14 protein-coding genes are annotated in these 15,948 nt (G+C 68.4%); 5 read left to right on the forward strand and 9 right to left on the reverse strand.

Annotated features, from left to right (window positions below):
- Window positions 1-26: 26 nt before the first annotated feature.
- Both BUR28_RS06795 and proS read right to left on the reverse strand, forming a co-directional pair.
- Window positions 27-569, reverse strand: a complete 543-nt coding sequence (locus tag BUR28_RS06795; RefSeq protein WP_074219434.1) for a DUF4760 domain-containing protein — start codon at window positions 567-569, stop codon at window positions 27-29.
- Window positions 570-595: 26 nt separating this feature from the next.
- Complete coding sequence (gene proS, locus BUR28_RS06800) at window positions 596-1,993, reverse strand: proline--tRNA ligase (protein WP_074219435.1); 1,398 nt, start codon at window positions 1,991-1,993, stop codon at window positions 596-598.
- A gap of 129 nt (window positions 1,994-2,122) precedes the next feature.
- On the opposite strand from proS, the gene BUR28_RS06805 reads away from it, so the two are divergent.
- From BUR28_RS06805 to BUR28_RS06820, 4 genes are read left to right on the forward strand one after another with little or no spacing between them, the layout of a single operon-like run.
- Window positions 2,123-3,232 carry an AI-2E family transporter gene (locus BUR28_RS06805; protein WP_074219436.1) on the forward strand — a complete coding sequence of 370 codons (1,110 nt, stop codon included), beginning with the start codon at window positions 2,123-2,125 and terminating at the stop codon, window positions 3,230-3,232.
- 1 nt (window position 3,233) lies between these two features.
- The gene (locus BUR28_RS06810) at window positions 3,234-3,920 is read left to right on the forward strand and encodes a P-loop NTPase family protein (protein WP_074219437.1); all 687 of its coding nucleotides are present in this window, start codon (window positions 3,234-3,236) and stop codon (window positions 3,918-3,920) included.
- A 39-nt stretch (window positions 3,921-3,959) separates the two neighbouring features.
- Window positions 3,960-6,128 carry an RNA degradosome polyphosphate kinase gene (locus BUR28_RS06815; RefSeq protein ID WP_074219438.1) on the forward strand — a complete coding sequence of 723 codons (2,169 nt, stop codon included), beginning with the start codon at window positions 3,960-3,962 and terminating at the stop codon, window positions 6,126-6,128.
- Between the two features lie 55 nt (window positions 6,129-6,183).
- Window positions 6,184-7,731, forward strand: coding sequence for a Ppx/GppA family phosphatase (locus BUR28_RS06820; protein WP_074219439.1), 1,548 nt, complete (start codon window positions 6,184-6,186; stop codon window positions 7,729-7,731).
- 32 nt (window positions 7,732-7,763) lie between these two features.
- Here BUR28_RS06820 and BUR28_RS06825 read toward each other — a convergent pair whose 3' ends face one another.
- The 6 genes from BUR28_RS06825 to scpA all read right to left on the reverse strand — a co-directional run bounded on the left by BUR28_RS06825 (window position 7,764) and on the right by scpA (window position 13,265).
- Window positions 7,764-8,111 (reverse strand): AAA+ family ATPase, encoded by a 348-nt coding sequence (locus BUR28_RS06825; protein WP_139307510.1) that lies wholly within the window; start codon window positions 8,109-8,111, stop codon window positions 7,764-7,766.
- A 36-nt stretch (window positions 8,112-8,147) separates the two neighbouring features.
- Window positions 8,148-9,179: an endonuclease/exonuclease/phosphatase family protein gene (locus BUR28_RS06830; protein ID WP_074219440.1), complete on the reverse strand. Its 1,032-nt coding sequence runs from the start codon at window positions 9,177-9,179 to the stop codon at window positions 8,148-8,150.
- Window positions 9,176-9,859, reverse strand: a complete 684-nt coding sequence (locus BUR28_RS06835; protein ID WP_074219441.1) for a molecular chaperone DjiA — start codon at window positions 9,857-9,859, stop codon at window positions 9,176-9,178. The genes BUR28_RS06830 and BUR28_RS06835 overlap by 4 nt, the downstream gene beginning before the upstream one ends.
- Window positions 9,860-9,868: 9 nt before the next feature.
- Window positions 9,869-10,390, reverse strand: coding sequence for a GNAT family N-acetyltransferase (locus tag BUR28_RS06840; protein WP_074219442.1), 522 nt, complete (start codon window positions 10,388-10,390; stop codon window positions 9,869-9,871).
- The gene (locus BUR28_RS06845) at window positions 10,387-11,004 is read right to left on the reverse strand and encodes a VOC family protein (RefSeq protein WP_074219443.1); all 618 of its coding nucleotides are present in this window, start codon (window positions 11,002-11,004) and stop codon (window positions 10,387-10,389) included. Before BUR28_RS06845 ends, BUR28_RS06840 begins: the two co-directional genes overlap by 4 nt.
- Window positions 11,005-11,132: 128 nt before the next feature.
- The gene (gene scpA, locus BUR28_RS06850) at window positions 11,133-13,265 is read right to left on the reverse strand and encodes a methylmalonyl-CoA mutase (protein WP_074219444.1); all 2,133 of its coding nucleotides are present in this window, start codon (window positions 13,263-13,265) and stop codon (window positions 11,133-11,135) included.
- A gap of 98 nt (window positions 13,266-13,363) precedes the next feature.
- Between scpA and BUR28_RS06855 the strand changes: the two genes are divergently transcribed.
- A complete protein-coding gene (locus tag BUR28_RS06855; RefSeq protein ID WP_074219445.1) occupies window positions 13,364-13,837 on the forward strand; it encodes a DUF4174 domain-containing protein in 474 nt (157 codons plus the stop codon).
- 55 nt (window positions 13,838-13,892) lie between these two features.
- On the opposite strand, the gene BUR28_RS06860 is transcribed toward BUR28_RS06855, so the two are convergent.
- Entirely contained in the window at window positions 13,893-15,893 is a 2,001-nt protein-coding gene (locus tag BUR28_RS06860) for an acetyl-CoA carboxylase biotin carboxylase subunit (RefSeq protein WP_074219446.1), read from the reverse strand.
- Between the last annotated feature and the right edge of the window lie 55 nt (window positions 15,894-15,948).

Genomic DNA, 15,948 nt, shown 5'->3' on the forward strand with positions numbered 1-15,948 from the left:
AGGGGCGAAGGGGGCGGTGCCGTTTTTCACGACGCAGGGGCCTCTTTCTGCAACCGCCGTTCGAGGCGCGCGTAGCGGGCACGACCGTTCTCGACCCAGCGCTTGTGCGAACGTCTGTCGGCTTTCTTGATCTTCACGGCCAGTCTTTCCAGGTCCCGGGGCAGATCGAGGTTCTCGGTGTTCTCGAATGCACCGAAATACTGATCCCAGTAGTAGATATAGACCTCACCGAACAGCCCCGCCATCAGCCGGGTATGCACCTGCCCGTGACGTGCCGCGAGGGCCAGCCGTTCGTAAAAGGCAAGGACCGCCCAGACCGAATCCTGCCCGGCTGCCTCCAGGCGCAGGAAGCCCGGCAATGTCCCGTCCCGTTTGAGGGCGACCAGCCCGGTCTCGCACTTGCCGCGGTGGTCGAGCATGTCCGGGGTGGAGAATTCGCGGTGCAGGTCGAACACCTGGCGGACGCGGGCATAGCGGCGCGACAGCCAGTTGACCGCCAATGCGCCGATGACGGCGCCCATCACGGCCGCAAGCAGGTTCGAGGACAGCAGGGGGAGGAGGTCCGTCATCGGCCGTTCGGCTCCACCCTCGCGGTCTACAGCCAGGTGTGGAAGCTCGACTTCGCCATCGGCTCCCAGTGGGGCGTGGGCGAGGGGCCGTGGGGGGCGTAGATCTCGGCGACACGCGCGACGGCGGCCTCGGGCGTCAGGTCCTCGCTCTCGCCGGTGCGGCGGCAGGTGAGTTCCACGACGCCGTTTTTCAGGCCGCGCGGGCCGACGGTGATCCGCCACGGCAGGCCGATCAGGTCCATCGTCGCGAATTTCGCGCCCGCGCGTTCCTCGCGGTCATCATAGAGCGGCTCCAGCCCCTTGTCGCACAGCGCCTTGTAAAGCTTCGCGCACGCCCCGTCGGCCTCAGCATCGCCCTGCTTGAGGTTGACGATGCCGCAATGGAAGGGGGTGACGCCCTCGGGCCAGATGATGCCGTTCTCGTCATGGCTGGCCTCGATGATCGCGCCGGCGAGGCGCGAGACGCCGATGCCGTGACTGCCCATGTGGACCGGCACGCGTGCGCCCTTGTCGTTGGTGACGGTGGCGCCCATCGGTTCGGAATACTTGGTGCCGAAATAGAAGATCTGGCCGACCTCGATCCCGCGCGAGGACTTACGCCGGGCCTCGGGCACCTGGGCGTAGGCCGACTCGTCATGGGTTTCGTCGGTGCGGGCGTAGGGCGTGGTCCATTCCTTGACGATGGCGGCGCATTCCGCCCGGTCGTCATAGTTCACCTTCCGCTCGCCCAGCGTCAGGTCGAGGATCGCGCTGTCGTAGAACACCTCCGACTCGCCGGTCTCGGCCAGCACCAGGAATTCGTGGGTGTCGTCGCCGCCGATGGGGCCGGAATCGGCGCGCATCGGGATCGCCTTCAGGCCCATGCGCTCATAGGTGCGCAGGTAGCTGACCATGTGGCGGTTGTAGGCGTGGATCGCGGCATCGCGGTCGATGTCGAAATTGTAGCCGTCCTTCATATAGAACTCGCGCCCCCGCATCACGCCGAAACGCGGGCGGATCTCGTCACGGAACTTCCACTGGATGTGGTAAAGAGTGAGCGGCAAGTCCTTGTAACTGTTGATATGCGTCCGGAAGATGTCGGTGATCAGCTCTTCGTTGGTGGGGCCATACAGCATGTCGCGCCCGTGCCGGTCGGTGATGCGCAGCATCTCTTCGCCGTAATCGTCATAGCGCCCGCTCTCGCGCCACAGATCGGCCGATTGCAGCGTCGGCATCAGCATCGGGATATGGCCCGCGCGAATCTGTTCCTCGTGCACGATGGCCTCGATCTTTTTGAGCACCTTGAAGCCCAGGGGCAGCCAGGAATAGATGCCGGCGGAAGCCTGCTTGATCATGCCCGCGCGCAGCATCAGGCGATGGCTGGCGATCTGCGCCTCGGCGGGCGTCTCTTTCAGGACCGGCAGGAAGTAGCGGGAAAGGCGCATTTTCGGGCGAAACCTCGTGATTTGACCTCTGCGCCCTCCTATGTCATCGGGCGCAGCCGCACAAGCGCCGCGCTTGCATGATCGCCCCGACCGGGCGAAGAGTTGGGGGAGGTGTAACAGGAGGCGGTCATGGCCCTGCCGGTTCGCGATCAGATGAAATACTGGGGGCTCGCCGCCGCGGTCTTCTTCGCCATCCTGTGGGTTCTAGGCGACGTCATCACGCCCTTCCTGCTGGGCGCGGCGATCGCCTATTTCCTCGACCCCATCGCCGACCGGCTGGAACGGCTGGGGCTGGGGCGCACGCTGTCGACGATCGTCATCATGCTGTCGCTGCTTCTGGTCGCGGCGGCGCTGGTGCTGCTGATCGTGCCGCTGGTCGTGGACCAGGCCAACCAGCTGGTGCGGACCACCCCGCAGATGTTCACCCAGCTCCAGGCCTGGCTGTCCGAGCGCTACCCCACGCTGATGGAGACGGAATCCATCCTGCGCAAGTCGCTCAAGGGCCTGGGCGACGCGGTCCAGTCGCGCGGGGCGGAGTTGCTGAACGGCGCGCTCTCCTCGGCGATGAGCGTGATCAACCTTCTGCTGCTGATGTTCGTCGTGCCGGTGGTGACCTTCTACCTGTTGCTCGACTGGGACCGGATCGTCGCCCATGTCGACGACATGCTGCCGCTCGACCACGCCCCGGCGATCCGCGACCTCGCCCGTCAGATCGACGGCACCCTGTCCTCCTTCGTGCGCGGCCAGGGGTCGGTCTGCCTGTTCATGGCCACCTTCTACGGCATCACGCTGATGGCGGTGGGGCTGCAGTTCGGGCTGGTCGTCGGAATCCTGTCGGGGCTTCTGGCCTTCATCCCCTTCGTGAGTTCGATCCTGGGCGGCGTGGTCGCGATCGGGCTTGCCATCTTCCAGTTCTGGGGCGAGTGGCTGATGATCGCGCTGGTCGCGGTGATCTATGTCGGCGGGCAGATCCTCGAAGGCAACTTCCTGACACCCAAGCTCGTCGGGTCGTCGGTCGGGCTGCACCCGGTCTGGGTGATCTTCGCGCTGTCGGCCTTCGGCGCGATCTTCGGGTTCGTCGGGCTTCTGGTTGCGGTGCCGGTCACCGCGTCGCTGGGCGTGCTGCTGCGCTTCGGGATCGCGGAATACAAGAGCGGCCGGCTTTACCAGGGACTGGTGGGGAAACGCGCCGAGGATCAGGCCCAGACGGCCGCCGGCAAGGACGAGGACGCCGCCTGAGATGGGTCGCCAGCTTGCCTTCGACCTGCCCGTGCGCCCGGCGCGGGGCCGCGCCGCCTTCTTCGTGTCGCCGGCCAACGCTCTGGCCGTCGCGCAGGTCGAGGGTTGGCGCGGCTGGCCCGAGGGCAAGCTGGTGCTGACCGGCCCCGAAGGCGCGGGAAAGACGCATCTCGCCCATGTCTGGGCCGAACTTTCGGGCGCCCGGGTGGTGGACGCGGGCACGCTTGCGGGGGCCGATCTGCCGGCGCTGGCGCGGTCCGGTGCCGTCGCTGTCGAGGATGCCGACCGGATCGGCGGCGAGGCGGCCAGCGAGACCGCGCTGTTTCACCTGCACAACCTGCTGCGCAGCGCCCGCGGGTCGTTGATGCTGACCGCGCGCCGCCCCCCGCGCGACTGGGAGCTGGCCCTGCCCGACCTGGCCAGCCGCGTGCAGGCGGCCAGTCGCGCGCAGCTCGCGCCGCCCGACGACGCGCTGCTGGCGGCCGTGCTGGTCAAGCTCTTCGCCGACCGGCAGCTTGGCGTGCGCCCCGACCTCGTCACCTACCTCGTCGGCCGGATGGAGCGGTCCTTCGCCGCCGCCGCGGCCGCCGTCGCGGCGATCGACCGCGAGGCCTTGGCAACGGGGCGCAAACCGGGCATTGCGCTGGCGAGGGACGTTCTGGACAAGACCGCCCTCGAGAACCCATAACGGACATCCCCCGCCCCGCCCCCACGGACGTATCCTGCCATGACCCAGGCCGATTTCCTGAAAGCCCCGTTTCCCGACCCGGTCGAGATCCCCGACCCGCAGCGGATCGGCCCGAAACGGTTCTTCAACCGGGAACTCAGCTGGCTGGGCTTCAACTGGCGGGTGCTCGAAGAGGCAGACAACCCGCGCGTGCCGCTCCTGGAGCGGGTGCGCTTCGTCTCGATCTCGGCCACCAATCTCGACGAGTTCTACACCGTGCGCGTGGCGGGCCTGCGCGAGCTTGCCCAGAAGGGAAACATGACGCCGGCGGCCGACGGGCTGACGCCGGCCGAACAACTGGTCCTGATCGACCGCGACGCCCGCAAGCTGTTGCAGGCGCAGCAAGCCAGCTGGAACCGGCTCAAGCGCGAGATGGAGGAGCAGAACATCCACCTGCTGACCCGGTCGCGCCTGACCAAGGCCGATCGCACGCACCTGCGCGAGCATTTCCTGCACAACGTGTTCCCGGTGCTCTCGCCGCTCGCCATCGACCCGGCGCATCCCTTCCCGTTCATCCCGAACGCGGGCTTCTGCCTCGCGCTGCAGCTGGAACGCGAGAAGGACGGCCAGCCGTTGCAGGCGCTGTTGCCGATTCCGCACCAGATCGACCGCTTCATCCGCCTGCCCGCCCGCGAGGGACAGGCCCGGTTCCTGCCGCTGGAAGAGCTGTTGCTGATCCATCTGTCCTCGCTCTTCCCCGGCTACCGGGCGGTCGGAAGCTGCACCTTCCGCGTCCTGCGCGACAGCGATCTCGAGGTCGAGGAAGAGGCCGAGGACCTTGTGCGCGAGTTCGAGGTCGCGCTGAAACGCCGGCGCCGCGGCGAGGTCGTGCGCATGAAGATGTCGTCCGGCGCGCCCGAGGAGCTGCGCTCGGTCATCATGCAGGAACTCCATATCGGCGAGGAGGAGGTGATCGAGGTACGCGGGCTGATCGGCCTGGCGGACCTGTCGGAGCTGGTCATCGACGACCGGCCCGACCTTCTGTGGACCAGCTTCACCCCCCGCGTCCCCGAGCGCGTGCAGGACCATGACGGCGACATGTTCGCGGCGATCCGGCAGAAGGACATGCTGCTGCACCACCCCTACGAGACCTTCGACATGGTGGTGCGCTTCCTCCAGCAGGCCGCGCGCGACCCGGACGTGGTGGCGATCAAGCAGACGCTCTACCGGACGTCGAAGAACTCGCCCATCGTCGAGGCGCTGTGCGAGGCGGCCGAGGACGGCAAGTCGGTGACCGCGCTGGTGGAACTGAAGGCGCGATTCGACGAGGCCGCGAACATCCGCCAGTCGCGCCGGCTGGAACGGTCCGGCGCGCATGTGGTCTACGGGTTCATCAACTACAAGACGCATGCCAAGATCAGCACCGTGGTCCGGCGCGAGGGCGATCACCTCGTGACCTACACGCATTACGGCACCGGCAACTATCACCCGATCACCGCGCGCATCTACACCGATCTGTCGCTGTTCACCTGCGACCCGGCGCTGGGGCGCGACGCGACCAAGGTGTTCAACTACGTTGGGGGCTATGCCGAACCCGAAGTGATGGAGAACCTGTCGATCTCGCCGCTGAGCCTGAAATCGACGCTGATGGAGCGGATCAACGAGGAGGCCGAACACGCGAAGGCCGGCCGGCCCGCGCAGATCTGGGCCAAGATGAACTCGCTGATCGAGCCCGACGTGATCGACGCGCTTTACGCCGCCTCGAACGCGGGCGTGAAGATCGACCTCGTGGTGCGCGGCATCTGCGGCATCCGCCCCGGCATCAAGGGGCTGTCCGAGAACATCCGGGTCAAGTCGATCATCGGCCGGTTCCTGGAACATTCGCGCATCGTTTGCTTCGGCAACGGGGGCGGGCTGCCCTCGGCCCGGGCGCGGGTCTACATCTCGTCGGCCGACTGGATGGGGCGCAACCTCAACCGCCGGGTCGAAACGCTGGTGGAATGCACCAACCCCACCGTCAAGGCGCAGATCGTCGACCAGATCATGGCCGCGAACCTGGCCGACGAGGCGCAAAGCTGGGTGATGCAGCCGGACGGCCGGTTCGAGCGCGCCAAGGCCGCGCCCGACGCCTTCAACTGCCACCGCTTCTTCATGGAAAACCCCTCGCTCTCGGGCCGGGGCACGGCGGGGGCGGCGGACGTGCCGCAACTGGCCAAGGTAGGCGATTGACGCGCGGGGACGCCCTTGGCACAGTCCCCGCGCGTGCCCTGGGGAAAGGCAGCATATGGACGGCACCGGCGACGACCGCCCAGAGGCTTGGGAACCCTTCGGCAGGCCGCTTTTCGGCGGCCCGGAAGCGCGGGCGCTGTCCCGCGTGGGGGTGGTCGATATCGGCTCGAACTCCGTGCGCCTGGTGGTGTTCGACGGCGCGGCCCGCAGCCCGGCCTATTTCTTCAATGAAAAGGTGATGTGCGGCCTCGGCGCGGGGCTGGGCGCGACCGGGCGGCTGTCACCCGAGGGGCGCGACCGGGCGCTGAGCGCGTTGAAACGCTTTGCCGCACTCGGCGAGGCGATGGGAGCGGCGCCGCTGACCGTGGTCGCCACCGCGGCGATGCGCGATGCCGAGGACGGGCCAGAGTTCCGCCGCCAGATCGAGCGCGAGACGGGCCTCAAGCCCTGGGTGATCGACGGCATCGAGGAGGCGCGGCTGTCGGCGCAGGGGGTCCTGCTGGGCTGGCCCGGAGCCGAGGGCATCGTCTGCGACATCGGCGGCTCGTCGATGGAACTCGCCGAATTGCGGTCGGGCATGGTGGGCGCGCGCGCCACCTCGCCGCTGGGGCCGCTGAAACTGCGCGATGTGAAGGGCGGCAAGAAAGGGCTGGCCAAGTACATCGCCGAAGAGGTCGACCGGATCGCGGCCGGGCTGAGGTTGAATGGCGGGCGGCTCTACCTCGTGGGCGGGTCTTGGCGGGCGATCGCCCGGCTCGACATGGAACGCCGCGGCTATCCGCTGACGGTGCTGCACGAATACCGGATGACGCGCAAATCGCTGGCCGAAACGATCGACTGGATCGACGCGAGCGAGACGGACGAATTGCGCGCGCGCACCGGGACCTCGGCCGACCGGATGTCGCTGGTGCCCTATGCCGGGCAGGTGCTGAAACGTCTCGTCGCCCAGCTCAAGCCGCGCGAGATCGCGGTGTCGAGCTACGGCATCCGCGAGGGGCTCCTCTACGAGCAGATGCCCAGCGAACTGCGCGCCCGCGACCCGCTGATCGAATCGTGCCGGTTCGCCGAGGCGAGTTCGGCCCGGCTCCCCGGCTTCGGCAAGCGGCTGTACAACTTCGTCCTGCCGCTGTTCGGCGCGGCCCCGCCCGAAAAGCTGCGCCTGATCAAGGCCGCCTGCCTGCTGCACGATACCGCGTGGCGGGCGCATCCCGACTACCGGCACGAGGTCTGCTTCGACTCCGCGACGCGGGCCAACCTGGGCGGGCTGGAACACTGGGAGCGGGTGTTCCTGGGCGTTTCGCTGCTGCATCGCTACAAGAACAGCCGCACGGGCAGCCGGTTCGAGCCGCTGTTCGGACTACTGGCGCCGGAACAACTGCAACAGGCCGAGGTGCTGGGCAAGGCGATGCGCTTCGGCTCGATGTTTTCGGCGGAGGGGCCGGACTCGCTGGCGGAGCTGCGCCATTTCCCGAAGAAGAAGCGCCTGGAGTTGCACCTGTCCGCCGCGGCTGAGCCGCTTTTCGGCGAGGTGGCCGACGCCCGCTTCGCCTCGCTGGCCAAGGCGCTGGGCGTGGAGACCGACGTCAAGCTGCGCAAGCGATAGGCGCCCCCCCGACGTTCGGGACGGCCCCGCGTTCAGATCTCGACCTCGCCCTCGGGCAGCGGTTCCGGGGCGGGCGCGTCGGGTTTGCGGCGGATGATGATGTCGCCGTTGGGCAGCCGCTCGGGCATCTCGTAGGCGTCGAAATCGTCGACGATCTGCATCAGCCGCTTGAGCGCGGGCTCCATGTTCTCGGCCAGTTCCCTCAGCGCGGGTTCCAGCTCTTCGCCGAGCCCGCGAAAGAACAGCCGCATCCCCTCGCCCAACAACTCCATCCCTTCGCGCATCTCGCCCTCGCGCCCGGTGTCCGGCCCGTCGTCCTGGGCGGGCAGCGGCGTGGCGGCAAGGGCCAGCGCAAGGCAGAGGGCAGCGCGTCGGATCATTGGGCAAGTATAGGGCCGCGAGCGCCCGAATGGAACCTAGAGATCGATATCGAGGCTGACCGGGAAATGGTCGGACGCGGTCAGCAGCGCCTCGCGCAGTTCGGGCACGCGGTAGAGCCCGGGATCGTCGAACGGGTGCCAGATGCGCCACCGGGGCCGCCGCGCGCGCAGATCCGGCGACACCATCACGTAGTCGAGCAGCGCCGAGAGATAGCGGCCTTCGGCGGGGATGTAGAACCGCGCCGTGGCGGGCTGCGCGGGAAGACGGCCCTGAAGCGCCTGCCGGGCATGCGGGTCGTGCAGGCGCAGCGGCGCGGGACCGTCCAGGCCCAGCACGATCTCGACCCCGGAGCGGCCGAAAAGTTCCTCGTACTCGTCGAGGCCGGGACCGTCGTTGAGGTCTCCCAGCACGACAAGCGGCTCGCCCGCGTCCAGGTGCGCCTCGATGCGCTGGCGCAGCCAGATGCACTGGGCAAGCTGCTTGCGCCGGTTGGCGATGGCGACGCGCATGACCTCGTCGGGCGTCTCGGCGCCGTGGGGCGCCTTGGACTTGACGTGCACGCCGATCATACGGAAGGCGGCGCCGCCGGCGGTCTCGCCCGCAAGCTCCAGCGGCGGCTTGGAAAACCGGATGAGTTCCGGCGCGCTGTCCACGTCGACATCCCACCGGAACACCCCGTCGAAGCGCGGCGCGTCGCTGGCCCCCTTCTTGCCGGTCGGTTCCCCGCGCGGATCGTGGCGCACGCTCAGCCGGTCGGGGTCGTAAAGCAGCGCGATCTCCTGCTGGGTGTCGTTCGGAAAGCCCACGATGGCGCGGCGCGCGCGCAGGTCCATCACCCGGGCGAAACTCTCCAGCGCCGGCACGGTGGCACGCCGCCCGTTATGGTCGGGCGCCTCGACGACCAGAACCGCATCGGCGTCGAGCGCGGTGAAGACGATGCCCAGCGCGGCGATCTGCCGATGGCGCGGGACGCCGTGCCGGCCCGAGGGCGCCTCGTCGTCGAGCAGCGCGCCCTCGTCGTCGAACAGGGCGTTGAACCATTCGACATTGTAGGTCGCGATCCTCATGCGCGGCGCTCGGAGAGGATCGCCTCCCAGGCGGCGTTGACCGCGATCAGGCGCTTCTCGGCCAGCTTGACCGCCTCTTCGGGGACGCCGCGGGCGGCCATCCGGTCGGGATGGCTCTCGCGCACCTCGGCGCGCCAGGCCTTGCGGATCTGCTCCAGGTCGGCATCGGGCGCGACGCCGAGCACGGCATAGGGGTCGGGGACGGCATCGGTCACGAAGCGCGCGCGCAGGGTGCGGAACTGCTGCGCCGTCAGGCCGAAGATCTCGCCCACACGCGACAGGAAGGCATCTTCCTCGGGATGGTAGGCGCCGTCGGCCACCGCGATGAAGAACAGCCCCTCCATCAGGTCGCAGAGCGGGGCATCGTCGCCGCGAAACATCCGGGCGATGCGGCGGGCGTAGTCTTCGAACCCCGCCACGTCCTGGCGCGCGAGGTTGAAGACGCGTGCGGCATTGGCCTCCTCGGCGGGCGGGATGGTGAAGACCTCGCGGAAGGCGGCCACCTCGTCGCGGGTCACGCGGCCGTCGGCCTTGGCCATCTTCGCGCCGAGCGCGATCACCGCGATGGTGAAGGCCACCGTCCGCTCGGGGGGCGTGCGCAGCCGGTCGAAGACCGTGGCGAGGCTTTCCCCCTTGGAAAGGGCCGAGACGGCGTCGGCGATGCGGGACCAGAGCGACATGGGCGGAGACTATCCCGCGGGCCCGGGAAAGTCAGGCGCGGCGTCCAGCCGCTTCTGCATCAGCACCAGGTCCAGCCAGTGCCCCGCCTTGCGGCCGACCTGCGGAAGCCGGGCGATCCGGAGATAGCCGAGCCGCGCGTGGAAGGCGATGCCGCCGGGGTTGGCGGCGCTGACGTCGGCGATCATGGAATGCGCGCCGCCGGCGGCGGCGTGGGCCTCGACCGCCTGCATGAGCGCGCGGCCAAGGCCCCGCCCCCGCGCACCGGGCGCCAGCAGGATCGTGTGCTCCATCGTGTGGGCGTACCCGGCCCCGGCGCGGAACTGGCCGTAGGCGGCGAACCCGGCGACATCCGCGCCCTGCAGGCCGACGAGGAAGCCGTGGCCCGCGGCCTGGCGGGTCTCGATCAGCGCGGCGACCTCGTCCGGCGTCTTCTCGACCGGGTTGAAGGTGACAAGGCTGTCGCGGATGACCGGATTCCAGATCGCGGCGATGGCGGGCGCATCCGCCGCGACGGCCGGGCGGACCGTCATTCCAGAACCGCCTCGCCCGAGGGCGTGTCGATCACCGCGCGGAGCGCGGGGGCCGGGCCGGGTCGAACGCCGATCCGCGCGTCCTCGATCAGGCCCGACAGCGCGACGCCGAGGTTCTCGGCATCGGGATGGGTCAGTTCGAGGCGCCGAAGGCGGCAGCCGCTTTCGGGGAGCATCGCCGCGGGGTGCCCCGCTCCCTCCCAGGCGATCAGCGCGGGGAAGGCGCCGTTGTAGGGGAGCCGTCCGTCTTCCGGCACGGCCATCTGCCAGCGCAGCGCGCCCCGCGCCAGCGCCATCGGCGTGCCCGTGCCGCGCGGCGCGCGGGCCAGCGCGGCGCTCAGGTCGTCGCAGCGCGCGACCCAGTTGGTCAGCCGCGGCGGGCCCGCGAACCGGTCGAGGTCGAACCAGCGCGGCCGGCCGGGGGGCGCCGCCTCGGGGTCGATCGCGATCACCTCCAGGTAGCAGCCCGGGCCGAGGCCAAGCAGCCGGTTATGGGTGCCCATCGCCGCGTGCCGGCCGCCGGGCGCAAGCCGTGTGCCGAGCCGCTCCTCGACGGCGGCCACGCCGGCCTCGAGCGTCTCGGCAGAAACCGCCAGGTGGTCCAGCGTCAGCATCGCGCGCCTCCGGTCCGCGGGAATTCGGCGCCAGAGAAGCCGGAAGCCGGCGCGAACGCAATCCCCGATCCGCGGCCGATCCAGGCCCCCGGCCACGCGCGGCGCGCCCCGGGGGGGGGAGGCGGATTTCAGCCCCGCGCCTCGCGGATCAGACGCAGGATATCGTTCGCGGCCGCAGGGATGTTGGTGCCTGGCCCGAAGATGGCCTTGACGCCCGCGTCTTTCAGGAACGCGTAGTCCTGTTGCGGAATGACCCCGCCGCAGATCACGATGATGTCCTCGGCCCCGTGCGCCTTCAGCGTCTCGATCAGCTTCGGCGCCAGCGTCTTGTGGCCCGCGGCCTGGCTGGAGATCCCCACCACATGCACGTCGTTGTCGACGGCGTCCTGGGCGGCCTCTTCCGGCGTCTGGAACAGCGGCCCGACATCCACGTCGAAGCCGATATCGGCAAAGGCGGTGGCGATCACCTTCGCGCCGCGATCATGCCCGTCCTGGCCCATCTTGACCACCAGCATCCGGGGCCGGCGGCCTTCCGCCTCGGCGAAGTCCTCGACCGATTTCTGGATCGCGGCAAAGCCGTCGTCGCCCTCATAGGCTGCGCCGTAGACGCCCGACAGCGTCTTGACCTCGGCACTGTGCCGCCCGAATGCCTTTTCCATCGCCATGCTGATCTCTCCCACCGTGGCGCGCGCCCGGGCCGCCTCGACCGCGAGACGCAGCAGGTTGCCCTCGCCGCTGGTCGCGGCCTGTTCAAGATCGGCCAGTGCGGCGTCGCAAGCCGCCTGGTCACGCGCGCCGCGCACCTTCTCGATCCGCGCGACCTGGGACTCGCGGACCTTGACGTTGTCGACATTGAGGATGTCGATCTCCTGCTCCTCGTCGGGCCGCCACTTGTTGACGCCGACGATCACCTCGTCGCCGCGGTCGACCGCGGCCTGCCACTTGGCGGCAGCCTCCTCGATCCGGAGCTTGGGCATGCCCGAGGCGACGGCCTTGGTCATGCCCCCCATCTGATCGACCTCCTCGATCAACTCCCACGCCGCCTCGGCCAGGTCGGCGGTCAGCTTCTCGACATAGTAGGAGCCGGCCAGCGGATCGACGACCTTGGTCACCTTGGTCTCGTTCTGCAGGATCAGCTGGGTGTTGCGCGCGATCCGGGCCGAGAACTCGGTGGGCAGCGCGATCGCCTCGTCGAAGGCGTTCGTGTGCAGCGACTGGGTGCCGCCGAGGACGGCGCTCATCGCCTCGTAGGCGGTGCGGACCACGTTGTTGTAGGGGTCCTGTTCGGCCAGGCTTACACCGCTGGTCTGGCAGTGGGTGCGCAGCATCAGCGACTTGGGGTTCTTCGGCTCGAACTCCGACATGATCCGGTGCCACAGCAGCCGGGCCGCCCGCAGCTTGGCGATCTCCATGAAGAAATTGGTGCCGATGGCGAAGAAGAACGACAGCCGCCCGGCGAAGGCATCGACGTCGAGCCCGCGCCCGATCGCGGCCTTCACGTATTCCTTGCCGTCGGCCAGGGTGAAGGCGAGCTCCTGCACCAGGTTCGCGCCGGCCTCCTGCATGTGGTAGCCGGAGATCGAGATCGAGTTGAACCGCGGCATGTCGGTCGAGGTGTATTCGATGATGTCCGACACGATCCGCATCGAGGGTTCGGGCGGGTAGATATAGGTGTTGCGGACCATGAACTCCTTGAGGATGTCGTTCTGTATGGTCCCCGACAGCTGCTTGCGGTCGACGCCCTGCTCCTCGCCCGCAACGATGAAGCTCGCCAGCACCGGGATCACCGCGCCGTTCATCGTCATCGAGACCGAGACCTGGTCGAGCGGGATGCCGTCGAACAGGATCTTCATGTCCTCGACCGAATCGATGGCGACGCCCGCCTTGCCCACATCGCCGACGACGCGCGGGTGGTCGCTGTCATAGCCGCGATGGGTGGCAAGGTCGAAGGCGACAGACACGCCCTGCTGCCCTGCCGCCAGTGCCTTGCGGTAGAAGGCGTTCGATTCCTCGGCCGTGGAGAACCCCGCGTATTGCCGGATCGTCCAGGGCCGCCCGGCATACATCGTCGCGCGCGGCCCGCGCACGAAGGGCGCCTCGCCGGGGATGGAGCCCAGATGGTCCAGTTCCGCGACATCCTCGTCGGTGTAAAGGGGCTTGACCTTGATGCCCTCGGGCGTCTCCCAGGTCAGGTCCTCGGGGCTGCGGCCCTTCAACTCCTTTTCGGCCATCTCGGCCCAGCGTGCGGTGTTGTCCGTCATCGCGTGTTTCCTTCTCGTCTCACCCGGCCGCCGCGCGGCCCGGTTCATGCTTCGCTTTCCGCCCGAGCCCGCCTATATCTGACGCGACAGGAGGGTTGATGAAAAAACGTCTCGCGATCCTTGCGCTCGCCGCGCTCATGCCTTTCGCCGGCTCGTCCGAGGCGGTGGAGGACGCCTCGCCGCTCGCCCGATGGGAGGCGGACCACAATGTCATCCTGGACGCCAGGGACATCTCGATCTCCGACTTCCACTGGCTCGCGCGGCCGGTGGTCGTCTTCGCCGACAGCCCCGCCGACCCGCGATACCGCCAGCAGATGGACCTGATCCTGGACCGCATGGACGAGCTTGCCGAACGCGACGTCGTGGTGATTACCGACACCGACCCCGCGTCGCAAAGCGGGTTGCGCCAACGGCTGCGCCCGCGCGGCTTCATGCTTGTGCTGATCGGCAAGGACGGGGGCGTCAAGCTTCGCAAGCCCGTCCCGTGGGACGTGCGCGAGATTTCCCGCTCGATCGACAAGTTCCCCCTGCGCCAGCAGGAAATCCGCGACCGTCGGGCCGCGCCGGGCTGAGGCCCCGCGGCGCCGCACAGGTCGCCGTGTCGCGCACCGGGGGCCTCAGCGCGGATCATTCGAACTCCATGATGACGTCGTCGACGGCGAGGCTGTCGCCGGGGCCGGCGTTCACCTTGGTCACGACGCCCTTGCGCTCGGCGCGCAGGATGTTCTCCATCTTCATCGCCTCGACGGTGCAGAGCGCCTGGCCCTCCTGCACCTCCTGCCCCTCCTCGACGTCGATCTTCACGATCAGGCCCGGCATCGGACAGAGCAGCATCTTCGAGGTGTCCGGCGGCAGCTTCTCGGGCATCAGGGCGGCCAGTTCCGCCTGCCGCGGCGTGTAGACCGCGACCTTGAGATCGGCGCCGCGGGTGCGGATGCGGTAGCCGTTGGGCGCCTTGCCGACCTTCAGAACAAGCGGTTCGCCGTCGATCTCGATCCGCGCGAGGCTTTGTCCCGGCGTCCAGTCCGAGGCGACGCGATGCGTATCCCCCTCGGCGAAGCGAATGGTGGAGCCCTGCCGGTCGGCCTCGATGGTCAGCGCAAAGCTCTCGCCCTGGGCGACCACGACCCAATCGGTGCCGACGGTGCGCTCGTGGTTGTCCATGGTGCCCGAGATGCGGGCGCGGCGAATCTCGGCCACGCGGAACATCGCGGCGGCCGCGGCCGCGACCCCCCGCAATTCCTCGCGCGGCAGGGTCACGCCCTCGAAGCCCTCGGGATATTCCTCGGCGATGAAGGCCGTCGTCATTTCGCCCGCGCAGAATTTCGGGTGGTCCATAACCGCCGACAGGAACGGAAGGTTGTGGCCGATCCCCTCGACCTCGAACGCATCCAGCGCGGTGCGCATCTCCTCGATCGCCTGCGCGCGGGTCGGTGCCCAGGTGCAGAGCTTGGCGATCATCGGGTCGTAATACATGCTGATCTCGCCGCCCTCGTAGACGCCGGTATCGTTGCGCACGACCGCCGCCTCGTGCGCGGATTCGGCCGGCGGGCGATAACGCGTCAGCCGGCCGATGGAGGGCAGGAAGTTGCGGTAAGGGTCCTCGGCGTAGAGCCGGCTTTCCATCGCCCAACCGTTCAGCTTCACGTCGTCCTGAGCGATCGACAGCTTTTCGCCCGCGGCCACGCGGACCATCTGTTCGACGAGGTCGATGCCGGTGATCAACTCGGTCACCGGGTGTTCCACCTGCAGGCGGGTGTTCATTTCAAGGAAGTAGAAATTCTTGTCGCCGTCGACGATGAACTCGACCGTGCCGGCGCTGGCATAGCCCACCGCCTTGGCGAGCGCGCAGGCCTGTTCCCCCATCGCCTTGCGCGTCGCTTCGTCGAGGAAGGGGCTGGGCGCCTCCTCGATGACTTTCTGGTTGCGGCGCTGGATCGAGCATTCCCGCTCGCCCAGGTAGATGCAGTTGCCGTGGGTGTCGGCCAGCACCTGGATCTCGATATGCCGCGGTTGCGTCACGAATTTCTCGATGAAGATCCGGTCGTCGCCGAAGGAGGACGCCGCCTCGTTCTTGGAGGACTGGAAGCCCTCGCGCGCCTCCTCGTCGGTCCAGGCGACGCGCATGCCCTTGCCGCCACCGCCCGCAGAGGCCTTGATCATCACCGGGTAGCCGATCTCGCGGGAAATCTTCACGGCTTCCTCGGCATCGTCGATCAGCCCCATGTAACCGGGCACGGTCGACACACCGGCCTCCTGCGCGATCTTCTTGGAGGTGATCTTGTCGCCCATCGCCTCGATGGCATTGGCCGGCGGGCCGATGAAGGTGACGCCCGCCTTGTCGAGCGCCTCGGCGAAATTCTTGTTCTCGGACAGGAAGCCGTAGCCGGGATGGACCGCCCGGGCCCCGCTCTGGCGGATCGCCTCCATGATCTTGTCGATCACGATGTAGGACTGGTTCGCGGGCGGCGGGCCGATAAGGATCGCCTCGTCGGCCATGGCGACGTGCAGCGCGTGCCGGTCGGCGTCAGAATAGACGGCCACCGTCTCGATACCCATCTTGCGGGCGGTCTTGATGACCCGGCAGGCAATCTCGCCCCGGTTCGCGATCAGGATCTTGTTGAACATTTCTGTCCCTTCCAGCCTTGGGCCGGGGCGTGACCGCCCCGGCGCTCCGAAAACG

The sequence above is a fragment of the Rhodovulum sp. ES.010 genome, assembly GCF_900142935.1.
In the GTDB taxonomy this organism is placed as follows: Bacteria; Pseudomonadota; Alphaproteobacteria; order Rhodobacterales; family Rhodobacteraceae; genus Rhodovulum.